Here is an 18,502-nt window from a genome sequence, read left to right as displayed (position 1 = left end):
TCCAGAACTAGGCGCAGACATAGAAGCTCACATCGGCTCACAAACTCAGCATAGCCGATCGCTCCCCCCCGCCAGACGGCAGGGGAATCGCATATGGGGTTTCGCTGGCTATTGCATTGTAAGGCAACACCGATTCTGAAGACGACTCCCGGATTAAGGAGGGGGTCGGATGAAGAAGTTCAAGAAGGCCTTTCGGCGGTTGCCGGACCCGCGCGCGGACAATGCCAGGCACGATCTGTTGGAAGTGCTGTTCATCGCACTGGCGTCGATGCTGTGCGGGGCGGAGTCGTGCTCGGACATGGCGGACTTCGGGCAGTCGAAGGAGGAGCTGTTGCGGCTCTTTCTTCACCTGGAGCATGGCATCCCAAGCCACGATACATTCAGTCGGGTGTTCCGCCTGCTCAAACCGCAGGCCTTTGAGTGCGCATTTCGTCGCTTCATGGCGGCCTTTGCCAAGGCCAACCGCATCAAGCTGACTGGGGTCGTGGCGGTTGACGGCAAGGCCCTGCGCGGGGCCTACGAACGCGGCGGCAAGGCCACCCCGCTGCACATGGTCAACGTCTTTGCGGTGGATGCCCGCATGGCCTTGGCTCAGCAAAAGGCATCTGGTCGCAACGAGACGGCGGGCGCTCTGGAGGTACTGGACCTTCTGTCGCTGGAAGGCTGCATCGTTACCGCCGATGCGCTGCATTGTACCCGCGCGTTTGCGGCTACGGTGCGCGAGCGCGGCGGCGACTATGTTCTGGCGATCAAGGCCAACCGCGGGCGCTTGTTCACCGCGGTGACCCAACAATTTGCGCGATCGGGCAAGCGCAGCACAGCCGAGCAGATCGACCCTTCCACCCACGATCGACGCGAAGTGCGACGTGCCACAGTCATGCGCAATACCAGTTTGGCGGACCTCTATGGCTTCCCAGGGGCCGCCGCGATAGGACGCATCACCTCGCGCAGACGCCTGCGGAAGCAGCGCGCCGATGCGCCTGTCGTGCGTCACTATCTCCTGTCCAAATACATCGCTCCCAAGCGGCTGCTCCACGTCACTCGCAGCCATTGGGGCATCGAGAACCAACTCCATTGGGTGCTCGACGTCCATTTTGCCGAGGATAGCAACCGCTCACGCTGCGACCATGCGCCCGAGAACCTTGCCATTCTGCGCAGGCTCGCCCTCAACATCCTGCGAACTCACCCGGATCCAGCCTCCCTGCGGCGCAAAATTAAGCGCGCCGGCTGGGACAATGCCTTCCTCATGGCAGCCCTCAGCCATATGCGATAGCCCTGCGCCAGACGGGGTCTCTTTGCTTCCAACTACCCACAATTGGTGGTCGATTTAGACGACGCGTCCGAGGCGAAATCTTGAATCGGCAGAATCTGTTATGATTCATTGTCGAGCACCTGATTCGCAATTTGATGGTGCTCGGTGCGTTTGGTATTAAAGGATCCTGCGAAAGCGCGTGCTCAGCGATTGACGACCGGCGTCGAGACGTGGGTTGATCGGGAAGTTGCGGGGTGTGCATTTAAAGACGAGCGGCTCGGCCGCCGATTTTGCAAATTGCTCGGGCAGATCGGGAGCGACATGGGTCAGAGCATCCCGCTAGTTTGTCAGGACTGGGCGAACACGAAGGCCGCGTATCGCTTCTTCTCCAACGAACGGGTCAACGAGGCGGATATTCTTGACGGCCACTTTGAGGCGACGCAGGGGCGCGCGAGTACAACGGAGGAACGGATCCTTGTCCTCCATGACACGACGGAATTCAGCTTCAAGCGCGAGAAACCGGATCTGATTGGCTTTACGGGCAAGACGGCAGGGCGCACGCAGTGCGGCATCCTGATGCATTCGAGCTTGGCCGTGACGACCGATGGACTTCCGCTCGGCCTGGCGGCAATCAAGTTCTGGACACGCAAGAAGTTCAAGGGGACGACGGCGCTGAAGCGTAAGATCAATCCGACATGGGTTCCGATCGACCAGAAGGAGAGCGTCCGTTGGCTGGAAAATCTGCGGCAAGCGACCGACCTTCTCGCTGCACCTGGACGATGCGTTCATATCGGCGATCGCGAGAGCGACATTTATGAGCTGTTCTGTCTGGCCGAGGAGATTGGAACGCATTTCCTGGTGCGAACCTGCGTTGATCGACTCGCCGGGGACGGCAATCAACAGTTACCGACGAAATGGACAAGGTCGCGGTCAAAGGTCTGCACCGGGTGGCTGTCAAGGATGACAAAGGTGATCCGGATGAAGCGCTTCTTGAAATTTGCTTCCGTAAGCTTCGAATTCTGCCGCCGATCGGCAAGCAGAAGAAATATCCTGCACTCACTCTGACCGTGATCCATGCTCAAGAGCGGGGAACGCCGAAGCGGCGAAAGAAAATCGAGTGGAAGCTTCTCACCGATCTCCCGGTCCAATCGCGCAAGGACGCGATCGAGAAGCTCGAGTGGTACGCGCTGCGGTGGAAGATCGAGGTCTTCCATAAGATCCTCAAATCGGGCTGCAAGGCGGAGGAGTCGAAATTGCGAACCGCTGAGCGCTTGGTCAATCTGATCGCGGTCTTCTATTGTGAGCTGGCGCGCCTTCTGGATGACGATGCTCAATCGCTCCACGCCGAATGCGCCGCCGCAAACGGCGCTGACGGACCCCGAAATAAAGCTTCTCGATCATTTGGTGAAGGATCGGGACGCCAACCGCGCTCAACGAACCACGATCTCCCACTACGTCGTCAAGATCGCGCGGCTCGGAGGATACCTGGCACGGGCCAACGATCCACCTCCAGGAAATATCGTGATCTGGCGCGGACTATCGCGACTCACCGACCTCGAACTGGGAGCCGCCACGGAGCTAAAATTATGGGTAATTGAAAGGACCGCACCGACGTCGCCCGAACACACCATCGCCACAAGCCGCTCAAATCCAGGCCGCTGAGTGCTGCCGGAACCTGAGCGGCCAAGATCGTCGTCAATGACCGTCACCAACTTAAATCCGGCGGTTTCCGTGCCCTGCGCCAGCTCATATTGCCGCCGCTGGCCTTCGAGATTTCCCATGACTTGGGACATCGTCGATTGGCGAACTTAGACGACGGCGGCGCGGCTGAGGTGATCACGTGCGCGGCGGCGATCAGGGTGAGACTCCGCATTGCGCCGCCTGAAATGTTCCTGAATGCTGGGCCGTTGCCTCACGTAATTTGCTCCCCAGTGGAATGGGACTGCGGGGGCGATAATGAGGCAACTGAGCATGGCGACTCGAAGAGAACTGACGGCCGCTGTGGGGCAGCGCTACAGGGAGGCGAGCCGCGCGGAGAAGGTGCGAATTCTCGACGAGTTTGTGGTTGTGACGGGCTTCCATCGAAAGCATGCGATGCGCCTGCTCCGAGGCGATATCGGGCAATCCTCGGTTCGGCGCACCCGTCGCCGGATTTACGAGGAAGCTGAACGAAATGCGCTGGTAGTTCTTTGGGAGGCCTCGGACCGGATTTGCGGCAAGAGACTGAAAGCGCTGCTGCCGCTCCTGATCGAGTCGATGGAACGGAACGGCCACATGGGCCTGGCGCCTGAAATCCGCGCGAAACTGTTGACGATGAGCGCGTCCACGATCGACCGGGCGCTGGGCAAGATCCGACAGGAGGACGGGCGCCAGCGCTGTCGGCCGGTGGCAAGCACGTTGCGACGGAGCATCCCGGTACGGACGTCGGCCGACTGGGATGATCCGGCGCCGGGCTTTGTCGAAGCCGATTTGGTTGCCCACAGCGGACCCTCGGCGCGCGGCAGTTTTATCCAGACGCTGGTGCTTACGGATATTGCCACCGGTTGGACGGAGTGTGCGCCGCTGCTGGTGCGCGAGCAAACGCTCCTGAGCACCGTGTTGACAGAACTTCGGCGACAGCTGCCGTTTTTGCTCCAGGGCATCGATACCGATAATGATTCCGTGTTCATAAACGAGACGCTGAAAGCGTATTGCGAGCAGGCGAACATTGTCTTCACCCGTTGCCGGCCTTACCGCAAGAACGACCAGGCGTTTGTCGAACAGAAGAACGGAGCCGTGGTCCGACGGATGGTCGGTTATCGGCGGTTTGAGGGGCTCGAGGCGGCTGCGTTGCTCGCAGAACTCTATCGCTCAGTGCGCCTGTTCGTGAACTTCTTCCAGCCGTCGTTCAAGCTGATCGGAAAACAGCGCGATGGCGCACGCGTGCGTAAATCTTACAGCGCACCAGCGACACCGCATCAAAGGCTGGCAACCGACCGACGCACCCCCGATGCGGTTCGGGACCGACTGCAGGAAATCTGCGCCAACTTGGACCCGGTCGCGTTGCTGCGCGACATCCGGGCCGCGCAGCAACGTCTGGCCGACCTCGCCGATGTGAAGCCGGCGGGTGGTTCGATTGCTGCTGCGGCACCGCCGATCGACCTGTTCCTCGCCAGCTTGCGAACGGCGTGGAAAGAGGGCCGCTCTCGACCGACGGACCGGCCGATCCTCAAAGTGAAGCGAGGTCGCCGTCGCCCTGATCCGCTCGTTCAGGCGACCCCACAGCTGCAGGAGTGGTTCAAGGCCGAGCCGTGGCGAACCGGCGCCGAGCTCCTGACGAGGTTACAGGCGAAATATCCGGGCGCGTACCCGGACAAGCTGCTGCGAACGCTTCAGCGCCGCCTCAAATCCTGGCGCAGCGAGCAGGCAAGCGCGCTGCTGTTTGGATCGGCGGATCATGCGGCGCAGATCGACGCGACACAGGTCGTACGGTGACCGCGCCCGCCCTCCGGTACGGGGGAGGCCGGTCGTTGCGCAACCCCGACCAGCTCCACGACCGGCCTCCCCCGTACCGACCGTCCGTCCTCTGGGGAGCAAAATAAATGAGGCAACAATCGCGCCTTCGGGAACATTCCTCCATGAGGCAATACGCGCTCTCATCCTGATCGTCGCGCTATAATCACGCGTGATCTTGACGCTCATGGTCACCTCCCGACATCTGAACGGTCTCGACGCCTGCCGCTTCCAGCAACAGGTCGGCGAGCGCCTGGATCAGATCTTTGGGATTGGTGCCCAGCGGGTCTGGGGAGTCTGACGACCCAGATCCAGGCCGAGTTGCATCGGCTCGCGATATTGGCTTTTTCTCCGAACGTCCTTTCTCCCTCTTCGTCGAAGAACGGGATCGTGCGCCCGACGCCTGATTCGTGCCGAGAAGCTTCAGAACAACGGCAAGTTCGTTGAGCCCCTCGATACTGACCTGCGGCGGTCCAAGCGCCATGCCGGCACAGCAACTGTCGTCGAACATCCAATTGGGCACCTCACGACTAAACCCACGCCGCTCCTCCGTGTAAAGGCACTTCAAATCCTTGCCGCGTCGGAACGGTGCGACTTGAAGCGTTCGTCCAAAAAGGGGATGCCAAGGATATGCAATTGTCGCGCTTCGAAGACTGTATGCAGAATGTCGCGTGTTGAGCTCATTTCGAGCGGAACACGAAGGTTGCTCCGCTGAGCGGGTCGAGATGAAGCATCTCCTGCACCTTCGTCGCAAGCCCATCGTGGCCACAGCGGAAGTCGATCGGCCGCGTGGCAACGTAAATCTTCAGATCAGCTCCGGCCGCGATCATCCTGACGCTCGCACCGCACGGATCACCCGGGATAGCTGTTCGGCATCAATGGCCGTATCCGTCCGCAGCACGACATCACCGATCGCGATCTCAAGCTTGATCGCCGGAGCCTGATGCTCCTCCAACGCACCTTCCGCGACCAGCGGCGCGAATGTCGGCGGGGACGCCTCGCACGGCGGCAACATGCCTCGCTGTCGAAACCGCCGTCGCCAATCGTAGATCTGCCAGCGTGTCGCTCCGTGCTTGCGCGCCACCTCGGACACCTGAGCACCGGGTAACAGACTCTCGGCGACGATCCGAGCTCTCTCAGCTTTCGAACACACGCGGCGCCCCGACGGTCCTTCAAGAACTTCCAGCCGACTCACCGACCCCGCCGATGAGCCGTCTAAATGGACGTCCTTTTGCTGTCCAATCCCATCCCAAACCTCCGTCCAAGCCGGAGGATTCTTCGCACAGCTATCCAGATCCCGAAGCAAGGGTTCCGGCTAAGCGCTTACGATATGCCGGGTGACCCGTCCATATGGATTAGAACCCAGATCCTGGATCATGGCATCGCGATATGGGGGCGGCCGGCGCGGCACGCCGGCGTCCGAAAACCACCGTCACGCAGCAACGGCGAGTGGAAACAGGATTGACGCTCCTCGCAATTGGATGGCCGCTTCACAGCTCAACCGCGTGGTCCCCGAGCACCTGGCGCGTTAGAGCGCCCTTGATCTCGCGGGCGATCTCCTCGCGAATCTGGGCTCCGAACTGCAACTCCGCATCGCTGTTGCCGGTCAGGTCTTGATCGGCAAGCCGTTGGTCGAGGCGGCTCTGGAACTCCCCGTCCATCGCCTCGGCGAGCCGGTCCTGCATCTCTGCATAGGCTTCGGGGGCGATCCGGCTCACCACCGTCTCCCAGGGTTGCCAGCGAGTTGCCAGATAGTCGGCGAACCCCGCCGCCTCCTCATTCCGCACCTGCGTCTCGGCTGCGGTGAGATCGTGCTCAGTAACGTAGGCGACATCAAAGAACCGCATGTCCGGAGCGACGAGCTGCAGCTCAAGCCGCTCACGTAGCTTGACCTGATAGGCGAGATAGACTTCGATCTCGTCGACGAACGGGAGCGAGCCGACCTTCTGACGGGCAATCGGCTCGAGCGCGTCCAGGCGAAACAGGACCCGGGCCTGCTGGATGAGTTCGCCGAGTCGGTCGTCATAGGCCCCGTCCTCGACATCAGCGTTCAGGCGTGCGGTCTGCATGCCGTTCCAGGTCAGGGTGATGCGATCCTGGCAGTTCTCGCTCGCCCCGAAGGCCAGCTGAAAATACTGCTGGCGCAATTGCGGCCTGATCGCTGCCTGCCGCAGATCCTCGGCCACGACCTGCTGGAAATGGGGATTGTCATAATTCACGGTCTCCCGCAGCCTGTCGAGGAACAGCGCGTATTCCGAGGCACCCGTCTCGTCGGCGAAGTTCTGCCAGGCGGCGATCGCCTCCGGTTCGGCCTTCATCCAGTCCGCTACCACCTCGGCCAGCGGCCGTTCCTGACCCACCGCCGTCCCGCCGCCCATCGAGAAGAAGACCTGCGGGCCGGCATAGCTCAGGGTATTCAGGGCTCCCGCCAAATTCGTCCGCACCTGCTCGGCCAGCGGATTATCCTCCACGTAAACCATGCACTCAGAACCTAGCCGGGTTAGCAGGGTCTCCGGCAGGCTGGTCAGCCGATTGTCGCGTGCCTCGAGCACCTGGAGCTCGGGCGGGAGGGTGTCGGGCAAGCTGGTCAGCCTGTTGCTGCTGACGTGGAGTCTCTGGAGTTCAGGTGGGAGGGTCTCGGGCAGGCTGTTCAGGTGGTTCTCGCGCGCGAAGAGCAACTGGAGCTCGGCGGGGAGAGTATCGGGCAGGCTGGTCAGCCGGTTGCCATCGGCTTCGAGCTCTTGGAGTTCGGGCGGGAGAGTGTCGGGTAGGCTGGTCAGCCTGTTGCCGCCGACAGCGAGCAACTGAAGTCCGGTCGGGAGGGCGTTGGGCAGGTTGGTCAGCAGGTTGCCGCGGACATCGAGGTCCTGGAGCCCGGCTGGCAGAATGTCTGGCAGGCTGGTCAGCCGGCTGTTGCCGACGGCGAGTGTCAAAAGGCCCGCCGGAAGGGTTTCGGGCAAGCTGGTCAGCCGGTTTCTGCCGATGGTAAGTGACTGGAGGCCCGTCGGCAAGGTGTCGGGCAGGCTGGTCAACCGGTTGCCGCTGGCGTTGAGCGTCCGGAGTCGGGACGGGAGGGTGTCAGGCAAGTGCACCAGCTCGTTGTCGCTCACGTTGAGCGACTGGAGCCCCGGCGGAAGGGCGGCGGGCAATGTCGTCAGGCCTAGGTTTAACAGCTCCAGCCCTACATAGACGTCGCCGGCCTCTCCCCAGGCACGCATTCGTCTTACCGCCTCTTGCCGGTCCTCGTCTTCCGTCTGCCCCTCCGCGCCGGCCCAGGTGTCCAAAATCTGGTCAAGCCGCGATTGCCCGAGGACGGGGTCTTCAAGGTCCGTCGAACCGCCTGCAGGGCCTGAGGCCCGCGTGCCGTACAAGGCTTCGGTCCACTGCGCCGCGGTCGGGCTGAGCCGGCGGCCTCCTCTTGAAGTATTGCCATCGCCCGGCCATGGCTCTCGGCCGAGGATCGATGCCCCGAGATTTTGCTCCCACGGAATTTCGGAAGTCGTTGGCCACTCCGGCACCACGTCAACGACCTGCGCCCACGATCGCTCCTCCTGATCGACACTATGCGTCGGCCAATCGGCAGCTGCATCCATGCCGTGCCAACAATCCGTTAGACCGAAACTGCCGGCCGGCAACTGGCCAGCGCGATCCGCCGCCGCAAAAAGCATATGCTGATTGACCCCTTGTTCAGACCAGGCGGGCGGATCCGAGAGCAACCGTGAGGTGCCTTGCCCGACATGATCCTCGTCCGGCACTCTCAAAGGATTCACATTCAGGTGCTGCTGAAACCCCACTTGGTCCGCCTGCGGCTGTTCTAGCCCGTCGTAATACGTCCACTCGTCATCTGGGTCCTCGAGTTGGTTGAGATTGTTGAACGGATCCACCCCATTCTCCTTCGACAGGTCTGAGCAGCTAACGCCGGACACGGATAAACACGTTCTTGGTAAGATGCTTGGCTTTCGAGAAGCTGACGAGAAATTGGCATCAAATGCGTTTCAACGTGAGAGTCGTAGGCAGAACCCCGGGGAGGTCGGTCAGCTGATTGCCGCTAATCGCGAGCGAGGTGAGCCTGCTCGGGAGAGTGTCGGGCAGGCTACTTAGTCGGTTGTTGTTTGCGTTCAGGATCTGGAGCCGCGCCGGGGAGGTTGGCCGGCAGACTCGTCAACCCGTTACCGTCCACCTCCAGCCGAAAGAGGCTTGCCGGAAGAGTGTCCGGCAAACGGGTCAACCGGTTATGGCTAACGAGAAGATGCTGGAGACCGGTGGGAGCCTGGCAGGCAGGCTGCTTAGCTCGTTCCGCATGGCGCGGAGTTCCAGCAGCTCGACGGCAGGGCGGCGGGCAAAGGGGTGAGGAAGAGGGACGACAAATCTACCGAATGCGAGCCCATGTTGTCTGAAACCCTAATTCGTGAAACCCCCTGTTGCCCGATTCTCGGCTTCGCCCTGCCCCTCTTCGGCAACCCAGTTTTCCAGGATTTGCTCGCGCGAGGAGTCGGGGTCCGATACCATGTCAAAACTTCGACCCAATCCGCCACGGCTCTGGTGAAGCCGCGGAGGTAGCTTTCCTGCTCCTCCTCTTCAGAAGCGTTCGGGGAACAGCCTACACTCTGCTGCGCCTGTCCTGTGCTCATAGTACCTTTCTCCGACCTCAGAACCAAAGAATACGCCCGCCGCTTCTCAAGGCAGCGAAGCAGGTGTCGCGCAGCGCAATGATCATTCGAGAGCCAGTACACGTTCGCTGCGGCTCCCAACCCCGACTTGATACAGGTCCACACGAATCGCACCGCCGCAAATGGATCGATACTGCTGCGAGGCTTCCTGCCAATTCGTTGACCAGATAAATCCGGACGACCGTCAATACGGAAGCGTTCTGCGCTTAGCCGGCCTACCTGTCGATCGGCTGACGAGTGTCGCTGCAGAACACCCAGTTAGCTCGACTGTTGCCATCAGCGACCGAAGCAGGTCCACCTTGCGGGTAAGCCGGTCATGCCTCGCTACTGGATGTGCCGCTGGGGCGTATTCGTGCGCACACGACGGCATCGGAGCTTGCCTCTGCGATGAGCGAAGAACCGCCCTCTCGCCGATTACATTCGGCGCCTTCGGGAACTGGCGATCGTTGACCTGCCATCCGGCGCGACCGAACTGGCGGCCGGCTTGGCCGAAGACATTCGCCGGGTGGATTGGATTTTGCCGGAGCCCTTCGAGCAGGTCTCGCTCGCCGCTAACAGCTTCGGCGGTACAGCGACCTCGCTCAGCTGCCGCTGAAAGGCCGCCGCCTCTGCCGACGAGGCATCTTGCGCGTCCACGCTATCCGTTTGTTGACGCACCCGATTCATTGAGACGAGGTTCATCTGTACTCACTTTCGAAGATGAAGGGCCAGGAGCGCTGATCGTATGCGCCTGGACTTGAGCCGACATATCGTCGGCATTTGACGGTTCAACTGCCAAGCGAAAAGAAGTCGGGGTCACGATGCTCTCGATCGAATTTCAATCGGACCCCGCTGTCGATCTGTTCGAGGAGCCCGCGCCGGCTTCGAGCTCATCGAGGATTTCCGCTCGGTGATAACCGTCTGCTTGATGGTGTCACCACAGCAACGCTCTGGCGCGTATGGCGCGACAATCGGGGGGGCTTCCGCATATTTGGTGCAAGGTGCAGGATTCACGGACGGTGCGAATAAGGGCATAAGGTTGGAATCGCAGTCGACGCTCGTGATTAACCTTGCTTCATGTCTTCCGCTCGCTGATTTCTCCCGAGCTTTCGATTGTCCAGATCCTTCCCCAGACGGACAGGGTGGTGCTCGTGGCTCGGCCGAAGTCAGCGGTCTCGCTTTGTCCCTGTTGCGGCTGCCAGACGGGTCGCGTCCACAGCCATTACGTGCGACGCTTAACCGATCTGCCGTGGCAAGGTCAGGTGGTCGAAATTCGGCTTCACGCGCGACGGTTTCGATGCGCGAATCCGCAATGCCCGCGTCGGATATTCACTGAGCGGCTACCGGCAACCGTGCGGCCGAAAGCAAGACGCACAACCCGCCCCGGCGAGAGCCAACTGGTGGCTTTGCGGTCGGCGGTGAGCCTGGCTCGCGCCTGTCGCGCAAACTGGCTATGCCGATCAGCAGTGACACCTTGCTCCGAATGATTCACTCGGCTCCCTTGCCGGATTTCGTTGCCCCGACCGTCGTCGGTATCGACGATTGGGCTTGGCGTCGTGGCCAGTGACATGGAACGATCATCTGCGATCTGGAGCGCAATTGCGTGCTGGACCTGCTTCCCGATCGTAATGCCCACAGTGTTGCGCGCTGGCTGAAGCGCTGGCCGGGCATCAAGGTCGTAGCCCGCGACCGTGCGGGACTTTATGCTGATGGCGCACGCTGCGGCGCGCCCGACGCGGTGCAGGTGGCGGACCGCTGGCACCTGCTCAACAGTTTGGGTGAGGCCCTACGCCACGCGGTCGGCCGCCATCGTCACAATGTAGCCGCCGCCGTGCAAATCATGATGTCCGCGCAACGAGCGAAGACCGGCAGTTCCGCGCCGCCGCCCGGCCTTGCACAGTTGCGGACGGATCGAAAGGCTGCACGACGCGAACGCTGGGATGAAATCCGCCGCCTACGCCAGCAAGGTTACCCGACATCCAGGATCGCCCAACTGCTCGGCGTCGACAGGCGCACTGTTCAGCGCTGGCTGGCCGCTGGCGGCGAACCGGAGCATTCGCGTCCTCACCTACCTTCGCATCTTCTCTCGCCCTTCGAGGCATGGCTCGAAGCGCGGTGGACCTCCGGTTGCCAGGTGGGCCAGCAGCTTTGGCGAGAGCTTCAGCAACAGGGTTATATTGGAAGTCGGGTGACCGTCGCGCGATGGGCCGCTGACAGGCGTGCACAGGCAGACGCGGGAGGAGCAGCACAACCGCCCCCGACCTGGAAAGCTCCCCGCGTCGTCGCTGCGCTTGGTATTTGAGCCAGGATTTGGATCAGATCGATGCCGAAGCCAGGCTGTTCCTCGGTCACCTGTTTGCGAAAGCTCCGGAACTCGCCACGGCGGCCGAGCTGGCGAAGCGGTTTGTGTCCCTTCTCAGTGGTAGCGACATCGCGGAGCTCGATGAATGGATCACAGAAACACGCAACAGCGAGCTCAAGAGCTTCGCCAACGGCATCGCGCGCGACATCGATGCGGTCCGAGCGGCAATAACTACCTCCTGGACGACCAGTCCGGTCGAAGGCCAGATCAGCAGAATCAAAGCCATCAAACGACAAATGTATGGTCGGGCAAGCTACCCGCTATTGCGTCGACGCGTCCTTCTGGCTGCCTGAGAACGATCGCTCAACCTATCCGCCCCAGCTGCTCAAGCTGCACCAAATATGCGGAAGAACCCAATCAGGATGAGATCGCGTATTGCCTCACGTATCGATGCTCCCGAGTGCGATCGGTCGCCTCATTTATTTTGCTCCCGGCTTGGGTTGAGGAGGAGGCCGGGTGCGAAGATGGCCGGGGTTTCGGAGCGCCCGGCCTCCTCCGCACATCATTGGGGTGTTGTGACCTCATACCCCGGAAGCGTTTCTTCCGTAGGAACGAACAGTAGCGCGTTCGCTTGCTCGCTGCGCCAGGATTTGAGTCTACGTTGAAGCGTTCGAAGAAGCTTGTTCGGATAGGCTCCAGGATATTCCACCTGCAACCGGGAGAGCAGTTCGCTGCCAGTCCGCCAGGGTTCGACTTCAAACCATTTTTGCAAATCTGGCGTTGCCCTGATGAGCGGGTCGGGACGGCGCCGGCCTCTCTTCGCTTTCACGATTGGCCGATCCGTTGGTCGCATAGCTCCGTCCTTCCAGGCGAGTTCGTAGACTTGCCAGAAAGAGATCAATCGATTGCGATGCCGCAGCAGGATTGACGATTGGCTGGGTATCCGCAAGCGCCGCAAGGCGTTCCTGCGCGCCGCGGATATCGCGCAACAGCGCGACCGGGTCGAGAGCGGCATAGATTTCTTGGAGATGGGCGCGAACCGCGTCGGGCGTTCGGGCGTCGGCGGCTAAGCGCTGGTGTGGTGTTGCCGGCGCGCTGTATGCCTTGCGCACACGCGCCCCATCGCGCTGCTTGGCTATCAATTTGAACGAGGGTTGGAAGAAGTTCACAAACAGCCGCGCCGATCGATAGAGTCCAGCCAGCAGCTTGGCCGCTTCCAGGCCCTCGAACCGACGATACCCGACCATCCTGCGCACGACGGCGCCGTTCTTCTGCTCGACGAACGCCTGGTCATTCGTTTGGTAGGGCCGGCAACGCGTGAAGACGATGTTGGCCGCCTCGCAGTAGGCTTTCAGCGTCTCGTTCATGAATACGGTATCATTGTCAGTATCGAGGCCGAGCAGCGCAAAAGGCAATTGTTTGCGCAACTCCGTCAGCACGGTGCGCAACAGCGCCTGTTCGCGCACGATCAGAGGCGCGCACTCCGTCAGCCGGTAGCAATGTCGGTGAGCACGAGGGTCTGGATGAAGCTGCCGCGCGCAGATGGACCGCTATGCGCTACAAGGTCGGCCTCGACGAATCCCGGCGCCGGATCATTCCAATCTGCCGACGTCCGTATTGGAACACTGCGACGCAACGAATGCGTCGCGTGCCGCCGGCGCTTGCGACCTAATTCTTCTCGCCCCCGCACCAATGCGCGGTCGATCGTCGCCAAAAGTTTGCGCGGATCTCGGGGGCAAGGTCGAGGTGGCCGTGCCGTTCCATCGCCTCAATCAGCGCAGGCATTAACGCCTTCAGCTGCTTCCCGCGGATCCGGTCTGACGCCTCCCAAAGGAGCACGAGCGCGTTGTGTTCTGCCTCATTATAGACTCGACGTCGCGCCCGTCGGCCTGGGCGTGCGTCTTCCTGACCTCGAAGTAGTCGCATCGCATGCTTGCGATGGTATCCGGTGATGTCGACGAACTCGTCCAATATCCGCGCCTTCTTCGCGCGATCCGAACGCCGATAGCTTGCGCCTGCTGCTGCCGTCAGTTCCTTCCGCGTTGCCATGCTTAGCCACCCCATCTTCGCCCCCGCTCTTCCCCGATCCAAGAGAGCAATTTACGTGAGGCAACGGCTCAGCATCCGGTAACAATTAGGGCGAGGCAATGCGGAGTCTCACCCTGATCGCCGCCGTGCAGCCGCGAGACAATCAGGTAACTACATCCCGAGGCGCGCGAACTGCATCGACGCGTGCTCCGCCTCGGGCAGGGGGTGCCACGGAGCGATGCTCAACAACGACTTACAGAACGCAGGCGTGAGCTTGCCACGGTGAATCACAACGTTCTCGTGCCCCGTGGCAGCTCGAGCGCTCTGCCACTGCTGATTGTAGCCACGCTGTTCATTGGACTTCACGTGGCAAGCGGCGAAGTCGGCGGCAGCCAGCGACGCCAACTGCCACGCATGTACCGGCCGCCTCGTATGGATGTGTACCCACATCGGACTCGGCATCGCACCATTGCGCAGCGCCTTGGGCTGTAGCTTGATCTCGAACAGCGTGCCCGGATCATCCTTCAACGCGCGCGGTGGATCTGGAGGCGCCAACTCCCCGGCCGCCCGCAACCGTTCAAGGTACTTCTGCGACGGAAACGCGTAGGTCTTCATGCAATCGATCGTGATCGCCGCTTTTCGCGCGTTCAATGAGTTTGCCTGTCCCTGAACCTCGGACAACATCGCCTTAAGCCGGACTATTTTGTCGTGCACTTCGGGCACTTGCGCAGGCGTGAGTAGGCCACGTCGGCGAGGCTCCTGCAGCGCGGCTAAACAGGCCTCAATCTCGGCGGCCTGCGTCTGCAGGCGCTTAACGACGAGATCCACGACGTGATCGGCGTCCTCGGGCTTCATCTGGCGCGCTTGCGAGACGACGCTTTGCTGAGCCGGCAGGTCGAACTGCAAAAGTTCGTCCAATCGCTCGAGTAATCCGTTCAGTGCCTTCCTGGAGGGCGGAGCCTGCCACATCTCCAGGTGCCCGGCCGTCGATGATGACGCCCTCGCGCGCGCCTCCTCTGCACTCGCGAGTTTCTTCGTACCCAGATCCGAGAGTACGATAACCTTGGCTGTCGAGTCCGTGCCGGCGTCGGGCCCGGCGAGCTGCGGCTCACGCAGCCCGGCCGTTGAACTCCCCTCGCCTGCGGCCGGTGCGCGCTTTCCTTTCCCCTTCCTGCGCGCCGCATGGCCCTCAGCCACTAACACGGTATTTTCCGGTATCGCAGCCTGCGCAGGCGGTTCAATCAGGACTGGCCTCTTTGGCTGCACTGCCAAAAGTCGCGTGACTTCGTGCGCGGTGACCCATGCACCTTCCACGATCTGGTCCAACAGTTCCAATGGAAGGTCGGCATCCGTTCTGGCATCCCTTAGCCTGGCAACGATGCCGTGCACCCCTGAGGCAAATTCCGAAAGCCGTTCCATGACTCCTTCCAGAACGGTGCGGTGCTCTGCGTCGAGTGCCGCTCCGTTGTTGGACAGAACGGCTTCGGCCGTCGAGAGGAATGCCGGAAAAACATCCTCGATAAAGGTCCCGAGCAGACGCACCCGCCCGTTCTCACCCATGAGGGCGTCGCTTACAGCGGGTTCGAACGTGCTCGCCCGCGACTCAATCATAAGTTGCGCAAAAGCAATCCGCGATTGCAGATACATGCACTTCGTATAAAGTGCCCAGCCGGTCTGCAGGCGTAGTGCGGCCTCGTCGGCCTTCTGCATCTCAGGCGTGGTGCTCGGCAAGTTGGCGGTGGCCGCGTAGACTGACTGCATCCGTTCCGAGCGCAATGCCTTCTTTCCCCACCACTCCATGCAGGCCTCGTAGCGCTTCGCCACGCTGGATACCGCTCGGCTCAGCTGGTCAGGCTGAGCGTTGGCAACTCGCATCTTCTCGAGCAAGGCTGCTGCTTTCTTCCTGCTCGCCTCCAGGTCGTGGACAATCCAAGTGGCCACGGCATTGCATTCGTTTCCCGCAGCGATAGTTTCCTCGCGGAGTCGGCGAGCCCGACCGTCGGAAAGAAGCACGCGCGCCATGTCCGGGGGGAGGCTCGCGTAATAGTCCAGAACTTCCGAGCCTGCCTTGACGACTTGATCGATCAGCTCTTGCGCCTCCGACGGGCTCCGGGCTTGCGTGGCTGCATTTCGAGAACTACCAAGGTCCTCAAGCAGGCTGCCCATTTTTTGCTTCGCGGCTTTGATTCCATCGCCACTCGGGGGCATCCAGACTGCCGAACCGTACGCGGGTTGCTCACCCATGAGCGCGGTTCCATCTTGAGGTCCGGAACGCATCCGCTCAACGACGGAGTCGAAAGATTGCCTGCCTTCCCCGGGGGCGAAACCGGGCTCCGGGCTCGAACTGCTCGATCCCCATGTGCTGTCGGCTCCTGCGGGCCCAACGTGCGATTTGCCAGGTCGGCCGATGCCCGTCATCTTCCAGCTCCAATCAAGTCGAGAGTGCGTAGCCTGTCTGGATAGACTGGCTGGCTGACGAGTAGCTGACGAAGGGCGGTTTTCCGGGATTCACAGGAAAACCCAGATCACCGTGGGTTGCAGTTCTGGTGGATTGTGGTGAGGCAAAAATACCCGGCGAATATCGATTGGTGGACCTTCGGCTGCCGCGCGTCCTGCTCTTCGGGAAGGGATGCGAGTCCGAAGAGCTTATCCGGCGGTGATGTACCAATCCTGACCACGAGGCGCATGTCCTGCGTCGCGCGGCCCCCCGGCCATAGGCGCGCATCGATAAGGCTCGATGCGCGCCTGTACCCAACTCGCCCATGTCTGCGAGGTCGGAGAGGCCGAGCTGGCCAGGCTCATGGATCTGGCGGAAGATTACCCCTGCTCCTCGCCGTGGATTGCCCGCCAGGCACGGATACGACGTTCCAGGGTACGACGGATACCGGTGCCGAGATCCGGGTGACGTCGGAGCATCTCCTCGAAGGCCGCCACCGGGCGTAAGCCAGGGGCCGACTTCAGGATCGGGACGATCTCGGTCTTCGAACACCTCGCTCAACGGGTCCGGTCGCCGCCGGCCGCGGGGAGCCTTCTTTTGCGATGGAAGTCGGGGATCTCTCTCGATCCGATAAGCGGTCGACGCACTGAATGATGCCTTGGCCGCCGCCACTGGCGGGCTATCGGTCTGATGGTACTTCATGTAGAGCCTCATTTGGTGATCTGTGATGTGTCGGCCGGGCAAGCGAGTGATCCCTCTCGGCGGAAGGACCACTTGCATAACCTGCCGGCCACGATCACCAGTCGGCGCGGTCCCTCGCGGATCGCGACGACGCCGGGCTCGTAACTCCGGTCGGGCTACGCCCTCGCTACGTCATGAGCCCGGCGAAACTCTCTCACCTTGATTGACGCGCTCTTCCATCCTGATCGCCGCGCGACACCTCATAAACATAAGCGGTTGAGAGTGCGCTTGAGGTTCGCGAACAAGATCTCGCTCTGCGTGCAGGAGCTGGGACGAGGTGCGCCCCTCCCATGATCGTGCAATCTGGCGGGCCATGCCGCGCGCGCCCGCGCAGATCGAGCGCGGTATCTCCGTAAATGCTTGGTGTAACACTGAGACTTCAATGCGCAACAATCGCAATCGCGCTGGCTGGAATGGCCCAGTATTTTGGCACTGTCGTTCACCAGCGTTCCGGTCGTGGGTAAGGACCTTGCCGCCGGGGCAGCGGCAGACCTCACTTACGTGGTCATAGGCGAAGTCGAGGGAGACTCAATCTTCGTCAGCTTTTCGCAAGCTGACCCTGCTAGCAAAGAGAGCAGGTCATCTTGCGGCGACGCCGCTATCTGAGTGTTATGACATGAACGCTGGCGCACCCGATATCGGAGCAACAGGACCACAGGCTGGCGACACCGCCGAGAATGACGGTGATGGTGCGCCCGCAGCGCAACTGCGCCGAGCTTTCGAAAAGGCTCTCATTTCCGTCGCCACGCAAGTCCTAAGCGATTCCCAGTCGGATACGGATGAGGCCATGAGCGAGCTAGACGATGGATGAGCCCGGATGCTCGGCGCCACATAGGATATGTCCGGCGTGGTGATCAAATCGAAGCCGACTGGACGCACCAGGTGAGACTTGGCACGGCAGGCGTAGCGCCCCACGGCCCTGAACAAAGAGGGCTTGATAGATAGCTTCGTGGCTGATGCGCATCGTCTTGTCGTCCGGGAAGTCGATCGGCAAGCGTCGGGCAATCTGCTCAGGGCTCCAGGCTTTGGCCCATCGCCGATCCTTACGCGGCCCATGCCGGCGGCCCTTCCACGGAACGGCGGGACCAAGAACGAGAGTGCCGCTCGGAGCCACGACGACACCGACAAGTCGCTCTTCCACATAAGTGGAGCGCAAGCTTGGTCAGCTTCGGACGACAGGCCGATCGATCTGCATGCCACCGGGCAGTCGTCGCCCGGTACTCCAACCCGCCGCTGCGGGTGGCCGCATTGCGCCGCAGTTCACGGGAGATTGTCGAGGCAGCCCGCGCGAGGCGGCGCCCAATCTCCTGTATGGAATGGCCCTGCACCTTGAGGAGTGCGATCTCCTCGCGCTTTACCAATGGGAGGTACCGCCCAGAGAGCGGCCGAAGATCTGAACATCGCTGGTGGCATGCCGCCACCCTTTCGGAACCATCTGGTACCGACAGGTTGCGACACTCCTGCTTCGAGCGCAGCCTCTTCGCTGCTCAGCCCGCTGGCGATTGCCCGCCAGAATCTATTCTCTGAACTCCAGCGAAGATCGCAATGGACTTTTTTAGAATGTCGCGCTCCATGCGCAGCCGCTCCTTCTCTCGCTGCAA

Annotated in this window: 12 protein-coding genes and 4 pseudogenes; 7 read left to right on the top strand and 9 right to left on the bottom strand. The window is 61.5% G+C overall.

The annotated features are described in order from the left end of the window. Positions 1-169 precede the first annotated feature (169 nt). The 3 genes from ACE103_RS08320 (at position 170) to ACE103_RS08310 (ending at position 2,914) form a co-directional block, all read left to right on the top strand. A complete protein-coding gene (locus ACE103_RS08320; protein ID WP_375779031.1) occupies positions 170-1,273 on the top strand; it encodes an ISAs1 family transposase in 1,104 nt (367 codons plus the stop codon). Positions 1,274-1,462: 189 nt separating this feature from the next. Then, positions 1,463-2,317, top strand: a complete 855-nt coding sequence (locus tag ACE103_RS08315) for a transposase DNA-binding-containing protein (protein ID WP_375779030.1) — start codon at positions 1,463-1,465, stop codon at positions 2,315-2,317. Between the two features lie 255 nt (positions 2,318-2,572). Next, positions 2,573-2,914 (top strand): hypothetical protein, encoded by a 342-nt coding sequence (locus ACE103_RS08310; RefSeq protein ID WP_375781321.1) that lies wholly within the window; start codon positions 2,573-2,575, stop codon positions 2,912-2,914. Here ACE103_RS08310 and ACE103_RS08305 read toward each other — a convergent pair. Then, a pseudogene (locus tag ACE103_RS08305) lies at positions 2,851-3,150 on the bottom strand (hypothetical protein); the annotation flags it as partial. The gene ACE103_RS08310 and the pseudogene ACE103_RS08305 sit on opposite strands and share 64 nt — an antisense overlap. A 58-nt stretch (positions 3,151-3,208) precedes the next feature. Here ACE103_RS08305 and ACE103_RS08300 point away from each other — a divergent pair. Next, positions 3,209-4,726, top strand: a complete 1,518-nt coding sequence (locus tag ACE103_RS08300; protein ID WP_375779029.1) for an ISNCY family transposase — start codon at positions 3,209-3,211, stop codon at positions 4,724-4,726. Between the two features lie 184 nt (positions 4,727-4,910). Here ACE103_RS08300 and ACE103_RS08295 read toward each other — a convergent pair whose 3' ends face one another. From ACE103_RS08295 to ACE103_RS08280, 4 genes are all read right to left on the bottom strand, one after another. Beyond that, positions 4,911-5,255 carry a hypothetical protein gene (locus tag ACE103_RS08295; protein ID WP_375779028.1) on the bottom strand — a complete coding sequence of 115 codons (345 nt, stop codon included), beginning with the start codon at positions 5,253-5,255 and terminating at the stop codon, positions 4,911-4,913. A gap of 169 nt (positions 5,256-5,424) precedes the next feature. Beyond that, positions 5,425-5,574 carry an IS66 family insertion sequence element accessory protein TnpB gene (tnpB, locus tag ACE103_RS08290; RefSeq protein ID WP_375779027.1) on the bottom strand — a complete coding sequence of 50 codons (150 nt, stop codon included), beginning with the start codon at positions 5,572-5,574 and terminating at the stop codon, positions 5,425-5,427. Next, entirely contained in the window at positions 5,571-5,837 is a 267-nt protein-coding gene (locus ACE103_RS08285; protein ID WP_375779026.1) for a hypothetical protein, read from the bottom strand. The genes tnpB and ACE103_RS08285 overlap by 4 nt, the downstream gene beginning before the upstream one ends. 397 nt (positions 5,838-6,234) lie before the next feature. Beyond that, positions 6,235-8,628, bottom strand: a complete 2,394-nt coding sequence (locus tag ACE103_RS08280; RefSeq protein ID WP_375779025.1) for an NEL-type E3 ubiquitin ligase domain-containing protein — start codon at positions 8,626-8,628, stop codon at positions 6,235-6,237. A gap of 1,907 nt (positions 8,629-10,535) precedes the next feature. On the opposite strand from ACE103_RS08280, the gene ACE103_RS08275 reads away from it, so the two are divergent. From ACE103_RS08275 to ACE103_RS08265, 3 genes are all read left to right on the top strand, one after another. Then, positions 10,536-10,880 carry a transposase family protein gene (locus ACE103_RS08275; RefSeq protein WP_375781047.1) on the top strand — a complete coding sequence of 115 codons (345 nt, stop codon included), beginning with the start codon at positions 10,536-10,538 and terminating at the stop codon, positions 10,878-10,880. A gap of 116 nt (positions 10,881-10,996) precedes the next feature. Beyond that, on the top strand, positions 10,997-11,695 hold the full coding sequence (locus ACE103_RS08270) for a helix-turn-helix domain-containing protein (protein ID WP_375779024.1): 699 nt from the start codon (positions 10,997-10,999) through the stop codon (positions 11,693-11,695). An 8-nt stretch (positions 11,696-11,703) separates the two neighbouring features. Beyond that, the gene (locus ACE103_RS08265; protein ID WP_375779023.1) at positions 11,704-12,048 is read left to right on the top strand and encodes a transposase; all 345 of its coding nucleotides are present in this window, start codon (positions 11,704-11,706) and stop codon (positions 12,046-12,048) included. 209 nt (positions 12,049-12,257) lie between these two features. Here the strand turns inward: ACE103_RS08265 and ACE103_RS08260 are convergent. From ACE103_RS08260 to ACE103_RS08245, 4 genes and pseudogenes are all read right to left on the bottom strand, one after another. Continuing rightward, a pseudogene (locus tag ACE103_RS08260) lies at positions 12,258-13,759 on the bottom strand (ISNCY family transposase). Between the two features lie 135 nt (positions 13,760-13,894). After that, positions 13,895-16,141, bottom strand: a complete 2,247-nt coding sequence (locus ACE103_RS08255) for a hypothetical protein (RefSeq protein WP_375779022.1) — start codon at positions 16,139-16,141, stop codon at positions 13,895-13,897. A 331-nt stretch (positions 16,142-16,472) separates the two neighbouring features. After that, positions 16,473-16,940 (bottom strand): annotated as a pseudogene (locus ACE103_RS08250) (IS21 family transposase); the annotation flags it as partial. 862 nt (positions 16,941-17,802) lie between these two features. Then, positions 17,803-18,302: pseudogene (locus ACE103_RS08245) on the bottom strand (transposase); the annotation flags it as partial. Positions 18,303-18,502 lie beyond the last annotated feature (200 nt).

The sequence above is a fragment of the Bradyrhizobium sp. ma5 genome (assembly GCF_042258955.1).
Classification (GTDB): Bacteria; Pseudomonadota; Alphaproteobacteria; order Rhizobiales; family Xanthobacteraceae; genus Bradyrhizobium.
Note: the sequence above shows the minus strand (reverse complement) of the source record. Positions and strands in the feature narration are given on the sequence as shown.